Source organism: Micromonospora sp. DT68 (assembly GCF_049847245.1).
GTDB classification, from domain to species: Bacteria; Actinomycetota; Actinomycetes; order Mycobacteriales; family Micromonosporaceae; genus Micromonospora; species Micromonospora profundi.
In genome coordinates this window covers 20,664-39,040 of sequence record NZ_JBNCNZ010000007.1, presented here as the reverse complement: position 1 = coordinate 39,040, position 18,377 = coordinate 20,664, and the positions used below count along the sequence as shown (strand labels likewise).

Below are 18,377 nucleotides of genomic sequence, written 5' to 3'. Positions count from 1 at the left end.
GCCCCCTGTTAACGCCTGATGTAGAGCAGGGGGCCCGCATTAACAGCGCAGCGTCGCGTACCGTCGAGCGGTGGCGATGATCGAACAGCTCTCCCTGGGCGTGTCCGACCCCGAGCGCGCGGGACGGTTCTGGGCCGCAGCCCTCGGCTACCGCCGCCGGGCACCTCGATATGACGGTGACGAGTGGATAGTGCTGGAGCCGCCGCCAGGAACGTCGGGCATGGCCATCGCCATGGACCTCAGCGAGAGCGCGGTGCAGGAGTTTCCTCGGCTTCACATCGACCTGGACGCTGGCGAACGCAGCCTCGATGAGGAGCTCGACCGGCTACTCGCGCTCGGCGCCCAGCGGGTGGACTGGCGCCACTACCCCACGGATCCCCACCCGACCGAACCGCCGTACGTGGTCCTCGCCGACCCAGAGGGCAACCGGTTCTGCCTGTCGGGCCGCCGCGAGCCCCCCGCGCGTTGACCCGGCCGTAAGCCGCCCCGGCGGTTAACAAGGGGCCCTTCCTATGCACCAGGCGTTAAAAGGGTGCCCTTCCTTTCTGCGGCCAGTGGCACTGTGAGGTTGAGCAGGGTGCCGTCGCGTTCGGTCACCGTGGGGCGGTCCAGCCGCCGCAGCGTACGCAGCATCGGGGTGTTCTCGGCCTGCACGTGCAGCACGAGCGCCTCGTAACCGGCCGCGTCGGCGTGCCGGGCCAGCCGGCGCAGCAGCGCCGAACCGAGCCCACGCCGCTGCCAGTCGTCGCGTACCAGCAGCGCCACCTCGGCCTCGTCGCCCTCGCCGAGCAGGTTGGCCATGGCGACAACGGACTCCGCCGCACCGTCGGAGGCCGCCGCCGTGGCCAGCAGTGTCAACCCCCGGTTCGGCTCCAGCACACGGCGCAGCCGGGCCGGCTGGGGCAGCGACGCTCCGCCCAGGTAACGCCGCTGCCGGCTTCGCGGGGAACAGCCCTCGTGCAACTCCAGAACGCCCGACAGGTCGTCCGCGCAGGCCGGACGGACGGCGACCTCGGCGCCGTCGGGCAGCACCAATGTGACCTGCTCGGCGGCCCGACGCGCCACCGTCGCGGCCAGCTCGACCAGGGCCTGCGCCCGCGCGTACTCCGCCGGGGTGAAGGCCGGTGCCGCCCGCCGCAACGTGAACGAGCCGCCCGCCGGGTCGGCCAGCAGCATCGTCGCGTCGACGATGCCCCGCTCGGCATTTGCCGACGCCGGCCGCCAGCTGACCGAGTCGGCGCCGAGCAAAGCCCGTAGCGCCTCGCCTGCCGCGTCCGGGTCGCGGACCAGGCGGTTGGCCAGCCCGAGCATCCGGGTGGGCTGGTCGACAAGGCCACGCGCCTCGCTGCGCGCCACCCAGCAGTGCCGGCCGCGACCCCGCTCGACGGCGGCGATCAGCTCGGCCTCGTCGAGCGTGTCCGGTGCGTCGACGAGGAAATCGTCCACCGCGCCCTGTTCGGTGGGCTGCACCTGCACGGTGAGGATGTTGACCCCACGCAGCGCCAGGCTCGCCGTGAGGACCGACAGGTAACCCGGCCGGTCGTCCACGGTGGCCCTGATCCGCCACAACGTCATGGTTGGCTCCCTTCCCCACGTCAGAGCCTCGTCCCCGGCTGTTGCCGCCCGATTGCCCGGCGGTGTCGAGCCCGGAAATCTCCGACCGGTCAGGGGCCGGCGACCACCGGCGGCGCGCCCACCAGGTCCAGCCGGTCGCCGAGGATCACCGCGCTGGCCCGCACGAGCTGGGTGAGCCGGTCGACCTCGGTGCTGTGGAAGTTCGCGGCGCAGAGCGTCTCGCTGTACTCCCGGGCCACCACCAGCACCAGGCCGGCCCGGCCGAACGGCGTGATCGCGTGGTGGGTTCCGTCGGGCGTGGTCACCGACCGGCCGCGCAGCGGCGTCACCTCCGGCAACCGCGGGGGTACGGGCGCACGCCAACTCGCGTGCCCCACCGTGGCACCGCCGCCTCCCGTCCGCGAAGCCCAGTCGACAGGCACCACGGCCGCCACCGCCCAGTCCGCCGCCAGCAGCCCCGGCACCGCGTCGACAAGGGTCGCGAGACCGTCGGCCGGGTTGGCCGCTACCTGGGCCAGCAGCTCCGCGTCCTGCCCGGTGGTGGTGGGCGCGCCGATCGCCCGCCACACACCGTCCACCCGTACGCCGGGGATCGCCGCGAGGCCGGCCAGCAGCCGCTCGACCCGGGCCGCGCCCGGCCAGACCACAGTGAAGTCGTCCACAGCGCGCCCGCCGAGGCGTTCGAGGACCACCACCTGGACGATGTCCGCGCCGGAGACACCCAGCGTGCGGGCGACCTGGCCGAGGGTGCCCGGACGGTCCGGCAGGGTGACCCGAACTCGCAGCAACATGTCTGTCCCTCCGCTCGGCGGGCCGGCGAGGGCCGGCAGGCTGGTTACAGCCTGTGAGGTGACCATTTCGCCCCTGTTGCAGGGGCATGTCCCGAGGGGAAAATCTGACCTTGACAACGTGAGCGGGCTGCCATCAACTAGTCGGATGACCGATCCGGCCGTCGATGTGCCCCGAACGGGCGCGGTTCCGGCCTCCCCCGCCGGCCTCGACCTCGATCGACTCGCCGGCTACCTGGCGGAGCACCGGCCCGGGTTGGCGGCGGGGCCGTTGCAGGCACGACTGATCGCCGGCGGCAAATCCAACCTCACCTACCTGCTGCGCCTCGGCGACCGCGAGGTGGTGCTCCGCCGGCCCCCGCTGGGGCACGTGCTGGCGACAGCCCACGACATGGGCCGCGAGTTCCGGGTCATCTCGGCGCTGGCCCCGACCGCGGTGCCGGTGCCCGACGCGCTGCTGCTCTGCACCGACCCTGAGGTGATCGGCGCGCCGTTCTATCTGATGGAACGGGTGCCCGGCGAGGTGTTCCGCACCCGCGCTCAGACCGACCCGCTCGGCGACGACCGACGCCGCGCACTGGCCATGGCGATGATGGACACGCTCGCCGCGCTGCACACCGTCGAACCCGCCGCCGTCGGGCTTGACGACTTCGGCCGCCCGGACGGCTACCTGGCCCGGCAGATCCGCCGCTGGGCCGGGCAGCTCGACCGCTCGCGCAGCCGCGACCTGCCCGGCATCGACGAGCTGCGGGATTTGTTGGCGGCGACCGCACCGGAGGGCGCCAACGCCGGCCGGATCGTGCACGGCGACTACCGGCTCGACAACCTCCTCGCCTCGGCCGACCCGGTGGCCGTGCACGCCGTCCTCGACTGGGAGATGGCCACCCTCGGCGACCCGCTCGCCGACCTGGGCCTGCTGCTGACGTACTGGGACGTGCTGGGTGGCAGCGAGACGGCCGCCGGCAACCCGGTCGCCGACGGGCTCGGCCCGCACGCCGGGTTCCCCACCGGCGCCGAGCTGATCGACAGGTACGCAGGCCGCAGCGACGTCGACGTCGGCCCGCTGCACTGGCACGTGGCGTTGGGCTGTTTCAAGCTCGCTGTGATCTGCGAGGGCATCCACTACCGGCACACCCTCGGCCAGACGCTCGGCGAGGGCTTCGACCGCATCGGCGACATGGTGGCACCGCTGGTCGCGCACGGGCTGACCGCCGCCAGGGAGCGGTGATGGACTTCTCGTACGACACCCGGACCGAGGAGCTGCGCGACGAGCTGACCCGGTTCTTGAACGAGCACGTCTACCCGGCCGAGGCCGTGCACGCCGAGCAGGTGGCAGCCGGCGACCCGTGGTCGCGTACCCCGGTGCTGGCCGAACTGAAGGCGGAGGCCCGCAGGCGCGGCCTGTGGAACCTGTTCCTGCCCGACCCGCGTTACGGCGCCGGCCTGACCAACCTCCAGTACGCGCCACTTGCCGAGCTGACGGGCCGCAGCCCGCACCTGGCACCGGAGGCGGTCAACTGCGCGGCACCGGACACCGGCAACATGGAGTTGCTCGCCGAGTTCGGTTCCGAGGCGCAGCGAAAGCGGTGGCTCATGCCGCTGCTGGAGGGCGAGATCCGCTCCGCGTTCTGCATGACCGAGCCGGACGTCGCGTCCTCCGACGCCACGAACATCGCCACCCGGATCACCCGCGACGGCAACGAGTACGTGATCAACGGACGCAAGTGGTGGTCGTCCGGGGCGATGGACCCGCGCTGCGAGATCTTCATCGTGATGGGCAAGACCGACCCCGCAGCCGAGCGGCACCGCCAGCAGAGCATGGTGCTGGTCCCGCGGGACACCCCAGGGGTGACGGTGCGCCGGGGAATGCACGTCTTCGGCTACACCGACGGCTCGCACGGCGGGCACGCCGAGATCGACTTCACCGACGTGCGGGTGCCCGCGGAGAACCTCATCGGCGCCGAGGGCACCGGCTTCGCCATCGCCCAGGCCCGCCTCGGACCGGGCCGCATCCACCACTGCATGCGGCTGATCGGCATGGCCGAACGGGCACTGGAACTGCTCTGCCGCCGGGCCAACGAGCGGATCGCGTTCGGCCGACCCCTCGCGGAGCAGGGCGTCGTCCGGGAGTGGATCGCCGAGTCGCGGGTCCGCATCGAACAGGCCCGCCTGCTGGTGCTCAAGACGGCGTGGCTGATGGACACCGTCGGCAACAAGGGCGCCCACACCGAGATCCAGGCCATCAAGATCGGCACGCCGGCGATGGCGGAGTGGGTGATCGACAAGGCCATCCAGGGGTACGGCGGCGCGGGCGTCAGCCAGGACACCCCGCTGGCCGCCCTGTGGGCGCAGGCACGCACCCTACGCCTGGCCGACGGCCCCGACGAGGTCCACCGCAACTCCCTAGCCAAACGCGAACTCCGCCGCTGGACCCCCACCCCCGCCTAATCCCGCGCACCCAAACGCAGCCCGCCGCCTGCCGCACACCCACGTGCCAAGCGCGCAGCCCGAGCCACCCCTGCCGCACGCGCCGCGCACGATCGCCCGCGCCGCCCGTGCCGCGCACGATCGCGCGTGCCGCCCGCGCCGCGCACGATCCTGGATGTAGTGGCCTCCCCCACCCCCAACATCACTACAACAAGGATCGAGCACGATCACGCCGCCCCCACCCCGACGATCATGAGGTTGACGGGACGTTTTGCCCGAAACGCTCCCGCTAACCTCATGATCACCCGAGCGGTGGGGCCGGGCGGGGCAGTGCAGCGCGGGCAGCGCGAGGGTGAGGGCGAGACGGGGCAGCGCGAGGGCGGGGCAGCGCAGGGCGAGGTGGGTCAGGCGGAGGCTCGGTGGATCAGCTGGGTGTCCAGGAGGATGTGTTGGGCGGGGATGTCTTCGCCACGGATGCGGGCCACCAGCAGGCGGGCCATCTGCCGGCCCATCTCCTCCACCGGCTGGAAGACCGTTGACAGCGGCGGGTCGGCCTGCCGGGCGACCGGCGCGTCGTCGAAGCCGATCACCGCGACGTCCTCGGGGACCCTTCGGCCGAACTCCCGCAGGGTACGCAGCGCACCGAACGCCATCAGGTCGGACGCGACGAACACCGCGTCCAGATCCGGGCAGGCGTTCAGCAGCCGGCGCATGCTTGTCGCGCCGCTGCCCTCGCTGAAGTCGCCGTACGCGATCAGGTCCGGGTTGACGCCGGACCCGGTGGCCTTGACCGCCTCGGTGTAGCCGGCCAACCGGGCCAGGCCCACCCCCATGTCCTGCGGGCCGGCGATTGTGGCGATCCGACGGCGGCCCTGGCCGGTGAGGTACTCCACCGCCTGCCGCGCTCCGCCAACGTTGTCCACATCGACGAACCAGGCCGGCTGCGCGCCGGGTTGCAGCATCCGGGCCGGCCGGCCGCCGAGCACGGCGGGCAGGTTCCGCTCCTCCAGCAGGGTCGGCAGCGGGTCCGAGTCGTGCAACGACAACAGGAGTACGCCGTCGACGTGCTGGTTGGTCAGGTGGTGCTCGACGCGCTCGCGCTCCACCGGTGACTGGGCCATCGCCAGCCAGAGCTGCATGGGCGTCTCCAGCAGCCCGGAGCTGATCCCCCGCACGATGCCTGCGAAGAACGGCTCGGTGAAGACCCGCTCGCCGGATTCGGACACCACCAGCGCCACGGAGTCGGTTCGTTGGGTGACCAGTGCGCGGGCCGCCCTGTTCGGGACGTACCCCAGCTCGGCGATCGCCTGTTGGACCGCGGCCCGGGCCTCCGGGCTGACCTGAGGCGAGCCGTTGACCACGCGGGAGACCGTGCCCCGACCCACGCCGGCGCGCGCCGCGACCGCGTCGAGGGTCGGGCGCCCGAGCGACCGGGTGCGCTGCGTTGTCATCGTCTGCTCCTCCGACGGCGGGCGGGCCTGGCGCCACCTGCGGGAGGTGGACACCAGGACCGCCCTGATGGCTGGCCCGAGCCTATTGTGCGGCCAGACCGTTGCGTCGGATCACCGAGGCGTACCACCTGGCGCTGGACTTGGGGATCCGGGTCTGGGTGTCGTAGTCGACATGGATCATGCCGAAACGCTTTGTGTAACCCCAGGCCCATTCGAAATTATCCATCAGCGACCAGGCGAAGTAGCCCTTCAGGGGCACCCCTGCATCGATTGCCTCGTGCGCGGCGCGTAGGTGGGCGTCGAAGTAGCCCAGCCGGTCGACGTCGTCGACCTGCCCGTCGACGACCTCGTCGACGAACGCGGAGCCGTTCTCGGTGACGTAGAGCGGCAGGTCGGTGTAGTCCTCGTGCACCCGACGCAGCGTCTCGACAAGGCCCGGGGCGTCGATCTCCCAGCCCATGTCGGTGACCGGGAAGCCCCGGCTGACGAACCGGACGTCTTCGCTGCCCGGCCAGCAGGACGGTGCCCGCCAGTACGGCTCCGGCTCGGCGCCCTCGGCAGGAGCCGCGACGACGTGCCGGCTGTAGTAGTTGATCCCGACCAGGTCCAGCGGCGTGGAGATGATCGCCAGGTCGCCGTCGTGCACGTGATCGAAGTCAGTCACCGTACTGAGGTCGGACACCAGATCCGCCGGGTACGACCCGCGCAGCAGCGGGTCGAGGAAGAAGCGGTTGGCCAGCCCGTCGATCCGCCGGGCCGCGTCCACGTCGGCGGGGGCGTCGCTGGCCGGGTCGACCGGGTAGAGGTTGACGGTCACACCCACCTCGGCAGTGGGCCGTGCCGCCCGCAGCGCCTGCACGGCAAGCCCGTGCCCGAGCATCAGGTGGTGTCCGGCGCGGACCGCGTCCGCCCCGTTCGACCGGCCCGGCGCGTGCACGCCCGAGCCGTAGCCCAGGAACGCCGAGCACCACGGCTCGTTCAGCGTCGTCCAGTAGCGCACCCGGTCACCGAGCGCGTCCGCCATCAGCGTCGTGTAGTCGGCGAACCGGGCGGCGGTGTCCCGCGACGGCCAGCCACCGGCGTCCTCCAACTCCTGGGGAAGGTCCCAGTGGTAGAGGGTGAGCCACGGCTCGATGCCGTTGGCGAGCAACTCGTCGACGAGGCGCTTGTAGAAGTCCAGGCCCTGCCGGTTGGCAGCGCCCGTACCGCCGGGCTGCACCCGGGGCCAGGAGACCGAGAAACGGTACGACTTGAGGCCCATCTCCGCCATCAGCGCGACGTCGCCGCCGAGCCGGTGGTAGTGGTCGCACGCCACGTCGCCGGTGTGCCCGGCGACCACCAGGCCGTCGGTGTGGCTGAACGTGTCCCAGATCGAGGGGGTACGGCCGTCGTCGGCCGCAGCCCCTTCGATCTGGTATGCCGCGGTCGCGGCACCCCACAGGAAACCGGGTGGAAAGGTCAGCCCCGGGCGTTCGTCGAGGACGTCGACGGCGGGTGGGCTGGCGGGGTTGCTCACGACTTGACGGCACCTTCCATGATCCCGCCAATGATCTGGCGGCCAAACACGAGAAAGACGATCACCAGGGGGATGGTGCCGATCGCCGTGGCGGCGAACACCTGGGAATAGTCGGTGTAGTAGGCGTACGAGAGGAAGGAGAGCGAGACCTGGAGGGTCGGGTTCTCCGGGGTGAGGATGGCGTACGGCCAGAGGAACGAGTTCCAGGTCTCCATGAAGGTCAGCAGACCGAGGACACCGGCGGCGGGACGCAGCGCGGGCAGCACGATGCTCCAGTAGATCCGGAACGTGCTCGCACCGTCGACGCGGCCGGCCTCGATCAGCTCGTCGGAGATCGCCTGGCTGGCGTACTGCCGCATCATGAACACGCCGAACGCGCTGACCAGGAACGGCACGGTGACCGCGTAGAGGGTGTCGTACCAGCCCAGGTCCTGCATCATGCCCCAGAGCGGGATGAGGCCCATCTGGGTCGGGATCATCATGGTGACGATGATCGCCAGCAGGAGGGCGTTGCTGCCCCGGAACCGCAGTTTGGCGAAGGCGAACCCGGCCAGCGAACCGGTGAGCACCACCGACACGGTGACCACCGAGGAGACGATGATCGAGTTCATCATGCCGGTGAGGAAGTTGGCGGCGTCGTTGTCGAGCACCCGCCCGAAGTTGTCACCGAACGCCCCGCCGGGGGTCAGCGGCGGCGGCACGTCGTTGATGTTGTCCAGGCTGCGAGTGCCGATCACCACCATGTAGTAGAACGGGTAGATCGACAGCAGCGCTGCCAGGACGAGCGCCATGTAGGTCAGCGGGCTGGTGCGCCACAGGCGCTGGGAAGCCGAGATCATCGATCTCTCCTCACTTCGCCGAGCGGCGGACGAGTAGGAAGTTGAACAGCGACACCACGACGATGATCATGAAGATCGCCCAGGCGACCGCGGCTCCGTAGCCGGCGGTGTTCAGGTTCACGATGCCCATCTCGTACATGTACATGGCAAGCGTCTGGAACTCCCGCTGGTTGCCGCCGATGATGTTGCCGTTGCCGAAGAGCAGGGGCTCGGTGAAGAGCTGCATGCCGCCGATCGTGGACAGGATGACCACGAAGATGAAGGTGGGCTTGAGCATGGGCAGGGTGATCTGCCAGAACTGCCGCCACGGGCTGGCGCCGTCGATCGCCGCAGCCTCGTAGAGGTCCTTCGGGATCGCCTGCATGCCGGCGAGCAGGATCAGGGTGTTGTACCCGGTCCACCGCCAGTTGACCATGGAGGAGATGGCGGTCCAGGAACTCCACCGCTGCCCGTCCCAGTCGACCGGGTCGACACCGACGAAGCTGAGCAGCCAGTTGAACAGGCCGAACTCCCGCTGGAACAGCATCCCGAAGACGATCGCGACAGCGGCCACCGACACCACGTTCGGCATGAAGATGGCCATCCGGAAGAAGGTCTTGGCGCGCAGGAGGGTCCGGTTGAGCAGGTTCGCCAGGAAGAGGGCGAGCAGCAGCTGCGGGATGGTCGACAGGGCGAAGATGCCGAACGTGTTGACCAGCGCGTTCCAGAAGTACTCGTCGGACATCAGCCGGGTGTAGTTGTCGAAGCCGATGAACGAGCGATCGCCGATCATGTCCCAGTCGTGCAGAGACATCCAGGCGGTACGCAGCATCGGGTACAACCCGAACGCGCCGAAGATCAGAAAGAACGGGGCGATGTAGAGGTACGGCGAGTACTTGACATCGAGACGGTTGAGAAGCCTTCCCCGGCGACGTCGGGAAGAGACGTCGCGAGAAGGAGGTGCTGCTGGCGACGGCGGCGCCGTCGTGGCCGACAGGCTCATGCGAATTTCCTTTTCCGGCGAGGCCCGGGGGCCCTCGCGCAGGGTGCTACGCGGAGGGGACCGGCCGGTGGCGTCCGGGAAACCCCGAACGCCACCGGCAGGGAATCACTCAGAAGGCACCCTGAGTCTTGGCGTCCTTTGTGAACTGCTCCCAGGCCTTCGCCTTGTCGGCCTGCCCGTTCTCGAACGCCCGCAGGGCCGGCTCGAGCGCGTTCTCCTTCACCGCCTGGTGCTTCGGACCCAGGTGGACGGGCTGGATCTTGGCGACGCTCTCCCCGAAGATCTTGCCGGTCGGCGCGTTGCTGAAGTACTCGTTGGTGTAGCCGAGGAACGCCGGGTCCTTCAGCGCCTCCAGGTTGGTGGGCAGCGGGCCCTTGGCCTTGAAGGCCTCCACCTGGCTCTTCGCGTTGGTCAGGTACTCGGCGAGCTTCGCCGCCTCCTTCGGGTACTTGCTCTGCGCCGGAACCGCGAGCCACGAGCCGCCCCAGTTGCCGCCGCCGCCCGGAACGGACGCGACGTCCCACTTGCCCTTGTTGGCCGGACCGGAGTTGTCCGACACGATGCCGAGCATCCAGGACGGGCAGAAGGTGGCCGCGAAGGTGCCCTGCTTGAAGCCACCCGACCACTCCGGCGACCAGGTCGACGCCTTGGCGGAGATGTCCACCATCGAGGTGGCGGTGTCCCAGGCGTTCTTCACCGCGGGGCTGGTGTCCGCGATGATGTTGTCTTCCTTGTCGTAGAACAGGTCCCCGTTGCCCTGGAAGAGCACACCGTTGGAGACGGCGGTGATCGAGTCGATGAACGCCTTGCCGCCACTGCCCTGCTTGTACTTCAGACCGGCGTCGTGGAAGCCCTTCCAGTCCGACCAGAGCGCCGACACCTGGTCACGCTCGGTGGGCAGGCCGGCCGCCTGGAACAGGTCCTTGCGGTAGCAGACGGCGAGGCTGCCGACGTCGGTCGGCAGGCCGATCAGCCGGCCGTCCGGCGCCTTGCCCAGCTCCCACTTCCAGGGCAGGTATTCCTTCGAGTGGTCGGCGACCAGCGGGGCGAGGTCCTCCCAGTTGCGCGCGTTGGGCTTGAACTCGTTGAGGATGCCCTCTTCCAGGGCGGTGACGTCCGCCGCGCCCTTGCCGGTGGCCAGGTAGCGGACCAGCTTCGGCCGGTACTCACCGAGCTGCGCGGTCTTGCGCAGCTCGACCTTGATGCCGGTGTCCTTCTCGTACTGCTTGACGAGCTCGTCGTAGCCCATCTCGCCGAAGGTGTCGACGATCAGCTTGGCCGGCTTCTCGCCGGCCGCCGGCTTGTCGTCGTCCTTGCCGCATGCCGTAAGACCGCTGACGGCGGTGATCGCGGCCAGGGCAGCGACCGCCAGGCGGGTACGCCGCGTGGTGAGGCGCATCTGTAACCCCTCTTTCGGTGGTGAGGCTTTTAGTCGGGTGTGGTGGGGGTGCTGGTGGCGAATCCCGGTGGGCGCTGCCACGGATCGCACCCGGCGCGCGGCGGGTGACCCGCACCACTCCGGGAGCGCTCCCATGAGATTGCCGGCACGGTCCGGGGGTGTCAATAGACCATTGGGAGCGTTCCCAGATCGTTACCGCCCTGTTTCAGGCGGGCACTCCCAGGGCTGATCAAGGGCATGCATACCCTGGCGAGGCCGCCCAGGACCGTCAGCAGAAGCGACGCAGCAACGTCGTGGTGACGGCCGGGTCGAAAAACGTGGGGTCGAAGCCGTCGGCGACCCAGTCGCTGAGCATGACCCGCTCCGGATGCGTCGGATCCGACAGGGCAGCCAGCAACGCGTGGTAGCCCACCGGGCCACCGATGCCCTCCGGCGGGCAGGCCCACTCGCCGTCCAGGCAGATCGGGTACCGCTCGTCGGGGTCGGCGGTCAGCGCGTCCTCCACGACGAGGTCGTGCTCCCACCAGTCGGTGAAGTCGTACGTGTAGGAGAACCGGCTGCCCTTGCCGAGCACCGCGTCCAGCCGCACGTCCAACTCGTCGTGCAGCGCCAGGTCCCCGTCCGGATCGGGCTCGCCGTACTGCACGGCGTCGATCTCGAACGAGTGCAGATGGCAGTCCCGCCAACCCATCGCGTGCTGCACCACCCGGTGCAGCCTGTCGAGCGTGTAGCCGGCGGGGACGAGCACCCGGCGCCACACCGGCGGGCGGACACCTGCGACGGACATCTTCAGCTGGAAGATCTGACGCGGCATGCTGTCCTGTCCTCCCCGCGGCTTAGGCTGCCAGCATGATCTGCCGAGCGTGCCGGGCCCGGCGACACGACGACTGCCCGGGCCGGAACTGGTGCGACTGCCAGCACCGTACCGCCCAACCGACCCCTCCCGTCACTGGTCCGGCCGGCGAATGACCGTCGGAATCCCGATTCGACGCCTCTGGCCCGAGCCGTCGACCGAGCCACTCGACGACGCCACGCTCACCGCCCTCTACGGCCGCGCCGACCAGCCCCGACTACGTGTCAACTTCGTCTCCAGCCTCGACGGCGCGGTCACCGTCGACGGCTACTCCGCAGGGCTCTCCGGCGCGCCGGACAAGCGGGTGTTCGGCCTGCTGCGGATGCTCTGCGACGCCCTCGTGGTGGCCGCCGGCACCCTGCGGCACGAGGGCTACCGCGCGGTCCGCCTGAGCGAGAATCGCCGCGCCTGGCGACGGGCGAACGGGCTGGCCGCGTACCCGACGCTTGTGGTCGTCTCCGGCTCGCTGGACCTGGACCCGGCGCAGGCGGCCTTCGCCGACGCGCCGGTCCGGCCGATCGTGCTCACCCACTCCGGGGCCGAGCCGCCGCCCGGCCTGACCGACGTCGTCGACCTGCTGCGCTGCGGCACCGGACGGGTCGACCTGGTCGCCGGCCTGGCCGAGCTGCATCGGCGCGGGCTGACCCAGGTGCTCTGCGAGGGTGGCCCGCACCTGCTCGGCGCGCTCACCGCCGCCGACCTTGTCGACGAACTCTGCCTCACCGTCGCGCCACTGCTCGCCGGCCCCGGCGCCGGCCGGATCACCGCGGGCGACGCCAGCGCGCCCCGGCACCTGCCGCTGCGGCACGTGCTCGCCGCCGACGACGGCGTCCTCATGCTCCGCCACGCCCGCCCGTAGGAACGGCGCAAGAGGGGTACGGGCTGTCGCCGGCCGCACACCCACAGTCGTGAGTGTGACGGGGCATCGTGTCGTCCGCCGCGTCGCGTGGCGACCTGTCGTACTCCTCGGGCAGGATGCACGTCATGCGCGCCGACCGTGTTGCCCGACCGACCCACCTCGCCCGATGACCGACCGCGACCTCGACAGTCCGGGCGAGGCGGTCGGCCGGGTGCTGGGCACCGCCGACGCGACCCCGTTGCAGTTCTGGACGGCCGTGGCGCCCGGCAGCTACCTCCAGCTCGACGACGTGGTGGTCACCCGACGGGACCTGCCCGACCGGGAGCCGGTGACGATCGCCGGGGTGGTCACCCAGGTCCGTGCCCGCCACGAGGGCGCGCAGTTCGACTCGGACGTCTTCGCCATCGCCGACGGCACGCTGCCGGCGCAGGTGCAGGAGGCGGCCGAGGTCACCACAACGCGTGTCGACCCGGAGCTCTACGTGCCGCCGACCCCTGGCGCGGTGGTACACCGGGCCGAGGGCGACGCACGCGCACGCGCGCTGCACTTCGACCGGATGGAACGGCGCATCCCGATGGGCATGGGCCGCGACGGGGTGCCGGTCTACCTCAACGCCGATTTCCTCGACGGCAGCCGTGGCGCGCACGTCTCGATCTCCGGCATCTCCGGAGTGGCCACCAAGACGAGCTTCGCCACGTTCCTGCTCTACTCGGTGTTCCGCTCCGGGGTGCTGGGCGGTGACGCGGTGAACGCCAAGGCGCTGATCTTCAATGTCAAGGGCGAGGACCTGCTGTTCCTCGACCACCCCAACACCCGGCTCGACGAGCCGACCCGCGCGGCGTACGCGAAGCTTGGGCTGAGCGCCGGCGCGTTCCCCGACGTGCGGGTGTACGCCCCGCCGCGCCCCGGCGACTCGTCGGGCACTCCCGACGTGAGCAGTCGGCTCACCGGCGTCGACAGCTTCTACTGGACGCTAAGCGAGTTCTGCGCCGACCGTCTCCTGCCGTACGTGTTCGCCGACGCCGACGACGAACGCCAGCAGTACACGATGGTGGTCCACTCGGTCACCGCGCACCTGGCCCGCTACGCGCAGCCGGCAGACGGCGGGGTGAGCATCGACGGCGTGCGGCTCGGCTCCTACGGCGATCTGGTCGACCACATCGTCGACCAGCTCAACGACGACGAAACCCGCTCCGACTGGGCGGGCAGCGCGGTCGGTCTGGGCACCGTCAACGCGTTCGCCCGGCGGTTGATCGGCAGTAAGAAGGACCTGGCCCGGCTGATCCGCGGCGACCTGGCCACCCGCCGCCCGCACTCGATCAACACCAGCGAGTCGGCCCAGGTCACAGTGGTCGACCTGCACAACCTCCCGGACCGCGCGCAGCGGTTCGTGGTCGGTGTGACGCTCAAGAGCGAGTTCGAGCGCAAGGAGAAGTCGGGCACCGCCAAGCCGCTGCTCTTCGTCGTCCTGGACGAGCTCAACAAGTACGCCCCACGGGAAGGCTCGTCCCCGATCAAGGAGGTGCTGCTCGACATCGCCGAGCGGGGCCGGTCGCTCGGGGTGATCCTGATCGGCGCGCAGCAGACGGCGAGCGAGGTGGAGCGGCGCATCGTCACGAACTCGGCGATCCGGGTGGTCGGCCGGCTCGACCCGGCCGAGGCGTCCCGCCCGGAGTACGGGTTCCTGCCGCCCGCGCAGCGGCAGCGGGCGTTGCTGGCCAAGCCGGGCACCATGTTCGTCAACCAGCCGGACATCCCGGTGCCGCTGTGCCTGGAGTTCCCCTTCCCGGCGTGGGCGACCCGGGTCTCCGAGGCGGGCCGGGCACCATCGGAGACGCTGCGTTCGATCACCCAGTCCGCCGACCCGTTCGCCGTGGTGGGCTCCGGCGGCGGCACCGACGACGACATCCCGTTCTAGGTAGGGGCCAGCGCAGCTATGAAGATCCTGCACACCTCCGACTGGCACGTGGGAAAGGTGCTCAAGGGGCAGTCCCGGGCCGAGGAGCACAAGGCCGTCCTGGCCGGGGTGATCGACATCGCCCGCGCCGAGCAGCCGGATCTGGTGATCGTCGCCGGTGACCTCTACGACACGGCCGCGCCCACCTCCGAGGCGACCCGGTTGGTCACGCGTGCGTTGACGGCGCTGCGGCGTACCGGCGCGGACGTGGTGGCGATCGGCGGCAACCACGACAACGGTCCGGCGCTTGACGCGCTGCGGCCGTGGGCCGAGGCCGCCGGCATCACGCTACGTGGCGGCGTACGGGAAAATCCGGACGAGCACGTGATCGACGGCACCACCGCCGACGGGGAGCGGTGGCAGCTGGCGGCGCTGCCGTTCCTGTCCCAGCGGTACGCGATCCGCGCGCTGGAGATGTACGAGCTGACCGCCGCGGAGGCCAACCAGACGTACGCCGATCACCTGGGCCGTGTGTTGGCCCGGCTCACCGAGGGCTTCACTGAGCCGGACCGTGTGCATCTTGTCACCGCGCACGTGACGGTGACCGGGGCCGCTGCCGGTGGCGGCGAGCGGGACGCGCACACGGTGCTCGGCTACGCGGTGCCGGCCACAGTCTTTCCGGCCAACGCGCACTACGTGGCGCTGGGCCACCTGCACCGGGCGCAGCGCGTCGAGGGCCCGTGCCCGGTGCGCTACAGCGGCAGCCCGCTCGCTGTCGACTTCGGCGAGCAGGAAAACGTCCCCTCGGTAACGTTGGTCGAGGTCACCGCCACCACCGCCGCCCGGATCCGGGAGGTGCCGGTGACGGCGGCGAGCGCGCTGCGCACAGTGCGGGGCACGCTGGCCCAGCTCGCCGAGATCGAGGCGCCGGACGCGTGGCTGCGCGTGTTCGTGCGGGAGCAGCCCCGCGCCGGCCTGCGCGAGGAGATCCAGGAACTTCTCCCCCGGGCGTTGGAGATCCGGATCGATCCCGAGTTGCTCGCCACGCCGGGCAGTGGCGCCCGCATCGCGCAACGCTCGGGACGCTCGCCCCGGGAGTTGTTCGCCGACTACCTGGACAGCCGGGGGCACTCCGACGAGGGTGTCCGGGAACTCTTCGACGAGCTCTTCGAGGAGGTCGATCACTGATGCGTCCGATGCGATTGGACATGGCCGGTTTCACGGTCTTCCGCGACGAGACGACAATCGACTTCACCGACGCCGATTTCTTCGCCCTGATCGGCCCGACCGGCTCGGGTAAGTCCACTGTGCTGGATGCCATCTGCTTCGCCCTCTACGGCATGGTTCCCCGTTGGGGTGGCCCGCGAGGGCTTGCCAACGCGCTCGCGCCGTCGGCCGCCGAGGCCCGGGTGCGGCTGGTGTTCGAGTCCGGCGGCGCCCGGTACGTGGCGACCCGGGTGGTGCGCCGGGACGGCCGGGGCAACGTCAAGACCGCGAACGCCGGATTGCAGCTGATGCCGGCCGGGTTCGACGTGACGAAGCTGGACACCGGTTTGAGCCCGGACGACCTCGGCGAGGTGGTGGCCGGTACGCCCGCCGAGATGGAGCAGGCGGTGCTGGAGGCGGTGGGGCTGCCGTACGAGCAGTTCACCAGTTGCGTGGTGCTGCCGCAGGGCCAGTTCGCCGATTTCCTGCACGCCAAGCCGGCGACCCGGCAGCAGATCCTGGTCAACCTGCTGGGCCTGGGCGTCTACGAGGACGTCCAGAAGAGGGCGTCGGCGCGCGCCGCGCAGGCGGAGGCCCGGCTTGACGCGGTCGACCAGTTGCTCGCCGGCCTGACGGGTGTGGACGACGAGGCGTTGGCCGAGGCCGACGCCCGGGTCGACCGGATGGTCGAGTTGGCCGGTGCGGTGACCGCCGCTGTGCCGGAGTTGGCGGCGGCCCGGGCGAGGGCGCGAGAGGCGGCGGCGGCGCTGACCGCGCTTGACGACGAGCTGACAGTGCTGACCGGGATCAAGGCGCCGCGCGGGGTTGCCGAGGTCGCCCGCGCGGTGAGTGCGGCACGGGCCGAGGCCGAGGCGGCTGCCACCGCCGTGTCGCTTGCCGAGGAGCGGGAGGAGAAGCTGCGCGGCGAACTGGCCCGTGCCGGGGACGAAAGCGCGCTTCGACTGCTGCTGCGGGCGTACGACGATCGGGGCCGGCTGACCGGCGAGGCCGAGACGGTCCGGGCGACGGTGCGCGCGGCGCACGACGAGCACACGGCGGCTGTGGCCGCGCTCGCCGCAGCCCGCGCGGACGCCGAACGGGCCGACGCCCAGTTGGAGGCGGCGTTCCGGGCACACGAGGAGGCGAAGGCCACCGACCTGGCGGTAAGCCTGCGGGCGCACCTGCACGCGGGCGCGCCCTGCCCGGTCTGCGAGCAGCCGGTGGCGCAGGTGCCTGCGGTCCCGGCCGACTCGGCGGTGGCCGCCGCCACTGCGGCCGGCAAGGCGGCGCGGGCCGCCACCAAGGCCGCCCAGGCGACGGTGCAGCAGCGGGACGCGGCGGCGCGCGACCTGGAGCGGCTGCTGGTGCAGGCTCGTGCCCGGCAGGAGCAGGTGGACGCCCGGCTGGCCGACCTCGACGGGCAGCTCGCCGGCGCGGCCGAGCCGGCAGTGCTGCACCGGGAGTTGGCCGAGCACGCCCGGCTGCGGCGCGCCCTTGACGAGGCGGCGACCGCAGTGCGGGCCGGCCGGGACAGCGCCCGTCAGGCCCGCGCCGGGGTGGACGCCGCCGAGGAGCGGTTGCGTGCTTCCTGGCGGGCCTTCGACACCGCCCGCGACGGGCTGGCCCGGTTCGGACCGCCCGCCACCGACCGGGACGACGTGGCAGCCGCGTGGACGGCGCTGACCGGGTGGGCGAGCACCGAGGTGGAGCGCCGGCGCGCCGACCGGGCGGCTCGGGCCAGCGTCGTCGCGGAGGCCGAGGCGGCTGCCGACGCGGTGCAGCAGGGCATCGCCGCCATCTTCGCCGCCGCAGATGTGCCGGTCGCCGACGATCCGGTGCGTGCCGCGACGGTGGCGGTGGAGCGGGCCGAGGGTGACCGGCGCCGGCTGGCCGAGCGGCGCGAGCAGGCCGGGGCGCTGCGGGAGCAGCGGGCCGGGCACGAGCGGGAGGCTCAGGTGGCGCGCGCGCTCGCCGGGCACCTGCGGGCCAACAACTTCGAGCGGTGGCTGCTGGCCGAGGCGTTGGATCTGCTTGTCGACGGCGCGTCGGGCATCCTGCGGGAGCTGTCCTCCGGCCAGTACGAGCTGGTGCACGACAAGGGTGAGTTCTTCGTGGTCGACCAGCACGACGCCGGACTGCGTCGCGGTGTGCGCACCCTGTCCGGCGGTGAGACGTTCCAGGCGTCGCTGGCGTTGGCCCTCGCGCTGTCCGAGCAGTTGGCAGGCATGTCGACGACAGCGGCGAGCCTGGAGTCGATCGTCCTGGACGAGGGTTTCGGCACCCTTGACGCCGCCACTTTGGACACTGTCGCTGCGACCTTGGAGAACCTGGCCGCCCGGGGTGACCGGATGGTCGGCGTGGTCACCCACGTCCCGGCGCTTGCCGAACGCATCCCGGTCCGCTTCGAGGTGCGCAAGGATGCCCGTTCGGCGCGGGTCGAGCGGACGGGCCGGTGAGCGCGAGGAGCGCAGCGCAGCGGAGCCCCGCAGTCGCGAACGAAAGGCCAGCCCGGTGAGCGCGAGGAGCGCAGCGCAGCGGAGCCCCGCAGTCGCGAACGAAAGGCCAGCCCGGTGAGCGCGAGGAGC

General features: G+C 71.1%; 15 protein-coding genes. 7 read left to right on the top strand and 8 right to left on the bottom strand.

All coding sequences use genetic code 11. The annotated features are described in order from the left end of the window. The first annotated feature begins 76 nt into the window (after positions 1-76). Positions 77-469 carry a VOC family protein gene (locus tag ACPXB1_RS14750; RefSeq protein WP_355597160.1) on the top strand — a complete coding sequence of 131 codons (393 nt, stop codon included), beginning with the start codon at positions 77-79 and terminating at the stop codon, positions 467-469. A 41-nt stretch (positions 470-510) separates the two neighbouring features. On the opposite strand, the gene ACPXB1_RS14745 is transcribed toward ACPXB1_RS14750, so the two are convergent. Together ACPXB1_RS14745 and ACPXB1_RS14740 are read right to left on the bottom strand one after the other, a co-directional pair. Next, on the bottom strand, positions 511-1,575 hold the full coding sequence (locus tag ACPXB1_RS14745; RefSeq protein WP_355597146.1) for a GNAT family N-acetyltransferase: 1,065 nt from the start codon (positions 1,573-1,575) through the stop codon (positions 511-513). Between the two features lie 89 nt (positions 1,576-1,664). Next, positions 1,665-2,366, bottom strand: a complete 702-nt coding sequence (locus ACPXB1_RS14740) for an amino acid-binding protein (protein WP_053653660.1) — start codon at positions 2,364-2,366, stop codon at positions 1,665-1,667. Between the two features lie 145 nt (positions 2,367-2,511). Here ACPXB1_RS14740 and ACPXB1_RS14735 point away from each other — a divergent pair, with 145 nt between their 5' ends. Both ACPXB1_RS14735 and ACPXB1_RS14730 read left to right on the top strand, forming a co-directional pair. Further along, entirely contained in the window at positions 2,512-3,591 is a 1,080-nt protein-coding gene (locus ACPXB1_RS14735; RefSeq protein WP_425735410.1) for a phosphotransferase family protein, read from the top strand. After that, complete coding sequence (locus tag ACPXB1_RS14730) at positions 3,591-4,811, top strand: acyl-CoA dehydrogenase family protein (RefSeq protein WP_425735409.1); 1,221 nt, start codon at positions 3,591-3,593, stop codon at positions 4,809-4,811. Before ACPXB1_RS14735 ends, ACPXB1_RS14730 begins: the two co-directional genes overlap by 1 nt. A gap of 383 nt (positions 4,812-5,194) precedes the next feature. On the opposite strand, the gene ACPXB1_RS14725 is transcribed toward ACPXB1_RS14730, so the two are convergent. From ACPXB1_RS14725 to ACPXB1_RS14700, 6 genes are all read right to left on the bottom strand, one after another. Further along, positions 5,195-6,241, bottom strand: a complete 1,047-nt coding sequence (locus tag ACPXB1_RS14725) for a LacI family DNA-binding transcriptional regulator (RefSeq protein ID WP_053653530.1) — start codon at positions 6,239-6,241, stop codon at positions 5,195-5,197. Between the two features lie 82 nt (positions 6,242-6,323). After that, entirely contained in the window at positions 6,324-7,757 is a 1,434-nt protein-coding gene (locus ACPXB1_RS14720) for a GH1 family beta-glucosidase (protein ID WP_053653529.1), read from the bottom strand. Next, positions 7,754-8,596 carry a carbohydrate ABC transporter permease gene (locus ACPXB1_RS14715; protein ID WP_355598136.1) on the bottom strand — a complete coding sequence of 281 codons (843 nt, stop codon included), beginning with the start codon at positions 8,594-8,596 and terminating at the stop codon, positions 7,754-7,756. The genes ACPXB1_RS14720 and ACPXB1_RS14715 overlap by 4 nt, the downstream gene beginning before the upstream one ends. A 10-nt stretch (positions 8,597-8,606) precedes the next feature. After that, a complete protein-coding gene (locus ACPXB1_RS14710) occupies positions 8,607-9,578 on the bottom strand; it encodes a carbohydrate ABC transporter permease (protein ID WP_355598137.1) in 972 nt (323 codons plus the stop codon). Between the two features lie 109 nt (positions 9,579-9,687). Continuing rightward, on the bottom strand, positions 9,688-10,977 hold the full coding sequence (locus tag ACPXB1_RS14705; protein WP_355598139.1) for an ABC transporter substrate-binding protein: 1,290 nt from the start codon (positions 10,975-10,977) through the stop codon (positions 9,688-9,690). A gap of 268 nt (positions 10,978-11,245) precedes the next feature. Then, positions 11,246-11,791, bottom strand: a complete 546-nt coding sequence (locus ACPXB1_RS14700; RefSeq protein WP_355629082.1) for a plasmid pRiA4b ORF-3 family protein — start codon at positions 11,789-11,791, stop codon at positions 11,246-11,248. Between the two features lie 151 nt (positions 11,792-11,942). Here ACPXB1_RS14700 and ACPXB1_RS14695 point away from each other — a divergent pair, with 151 nt between their 5' ends. The 4 genes from ACPXB1_RS14695 (at position 11,943) to ACPXB1_RS14680 (ending at position 18,248) form a co-directional block, all read left to right on the top strand. Continuing rightward, the gene (locus ACPXB1_RS14695) at positions 11,943-12,689 is read left to right on the top strand and encodes a pyrimidine reductase family protein (RefSeq protein ID WP_425735408.1); all 747 of its coding nucleotides are present in this window, start codon (positions 11,943-11,945) and stop codon (positions 12,687-12,689) included. A gap of 166 nt (positions 12,690-12,855) precedes the next feature. Then, positions 12,856-14,607 (top strand): ATP-binding protein, encoded by a 1,752-nt coding sequence (locus ACPXB1_RS14690; protein ID WP_355629076.1) that lies wholly within the window; start codon positions 12,856-12,858, stop codon positions 14,605-14,607. 18 nt (positions 14,608-14,625) lie between these two features. Further along, positions 14,626-15,774 (top strand): exonuclease SbcCD subunit D, encoded by a 1,149-nt coding sequence (locus ACPXB1_RS14685; RefSeq protein ID WP_355629073.1) that lies wholly within the window; start codon positions 14,626-14,628, stop codon positions 15,772-15,774. Then, positions 15,774-18,248: an AAA family ATPase gene (locus ACPXB1_RS14680; protein ID WP_425735407.1), complete on the top strand. Its 2,475-nt coding sequence runs from the start codon at positions 15,774-15,776 to the stop codon at positions 18,246-18,248. Before ACPXB1_RS14685 ends, ACPXB1_RS14680 begins: the two co-directional genes overlap by 1 nt. Positions 18,249-18,377: the final 129 nt, after the last annotated feature.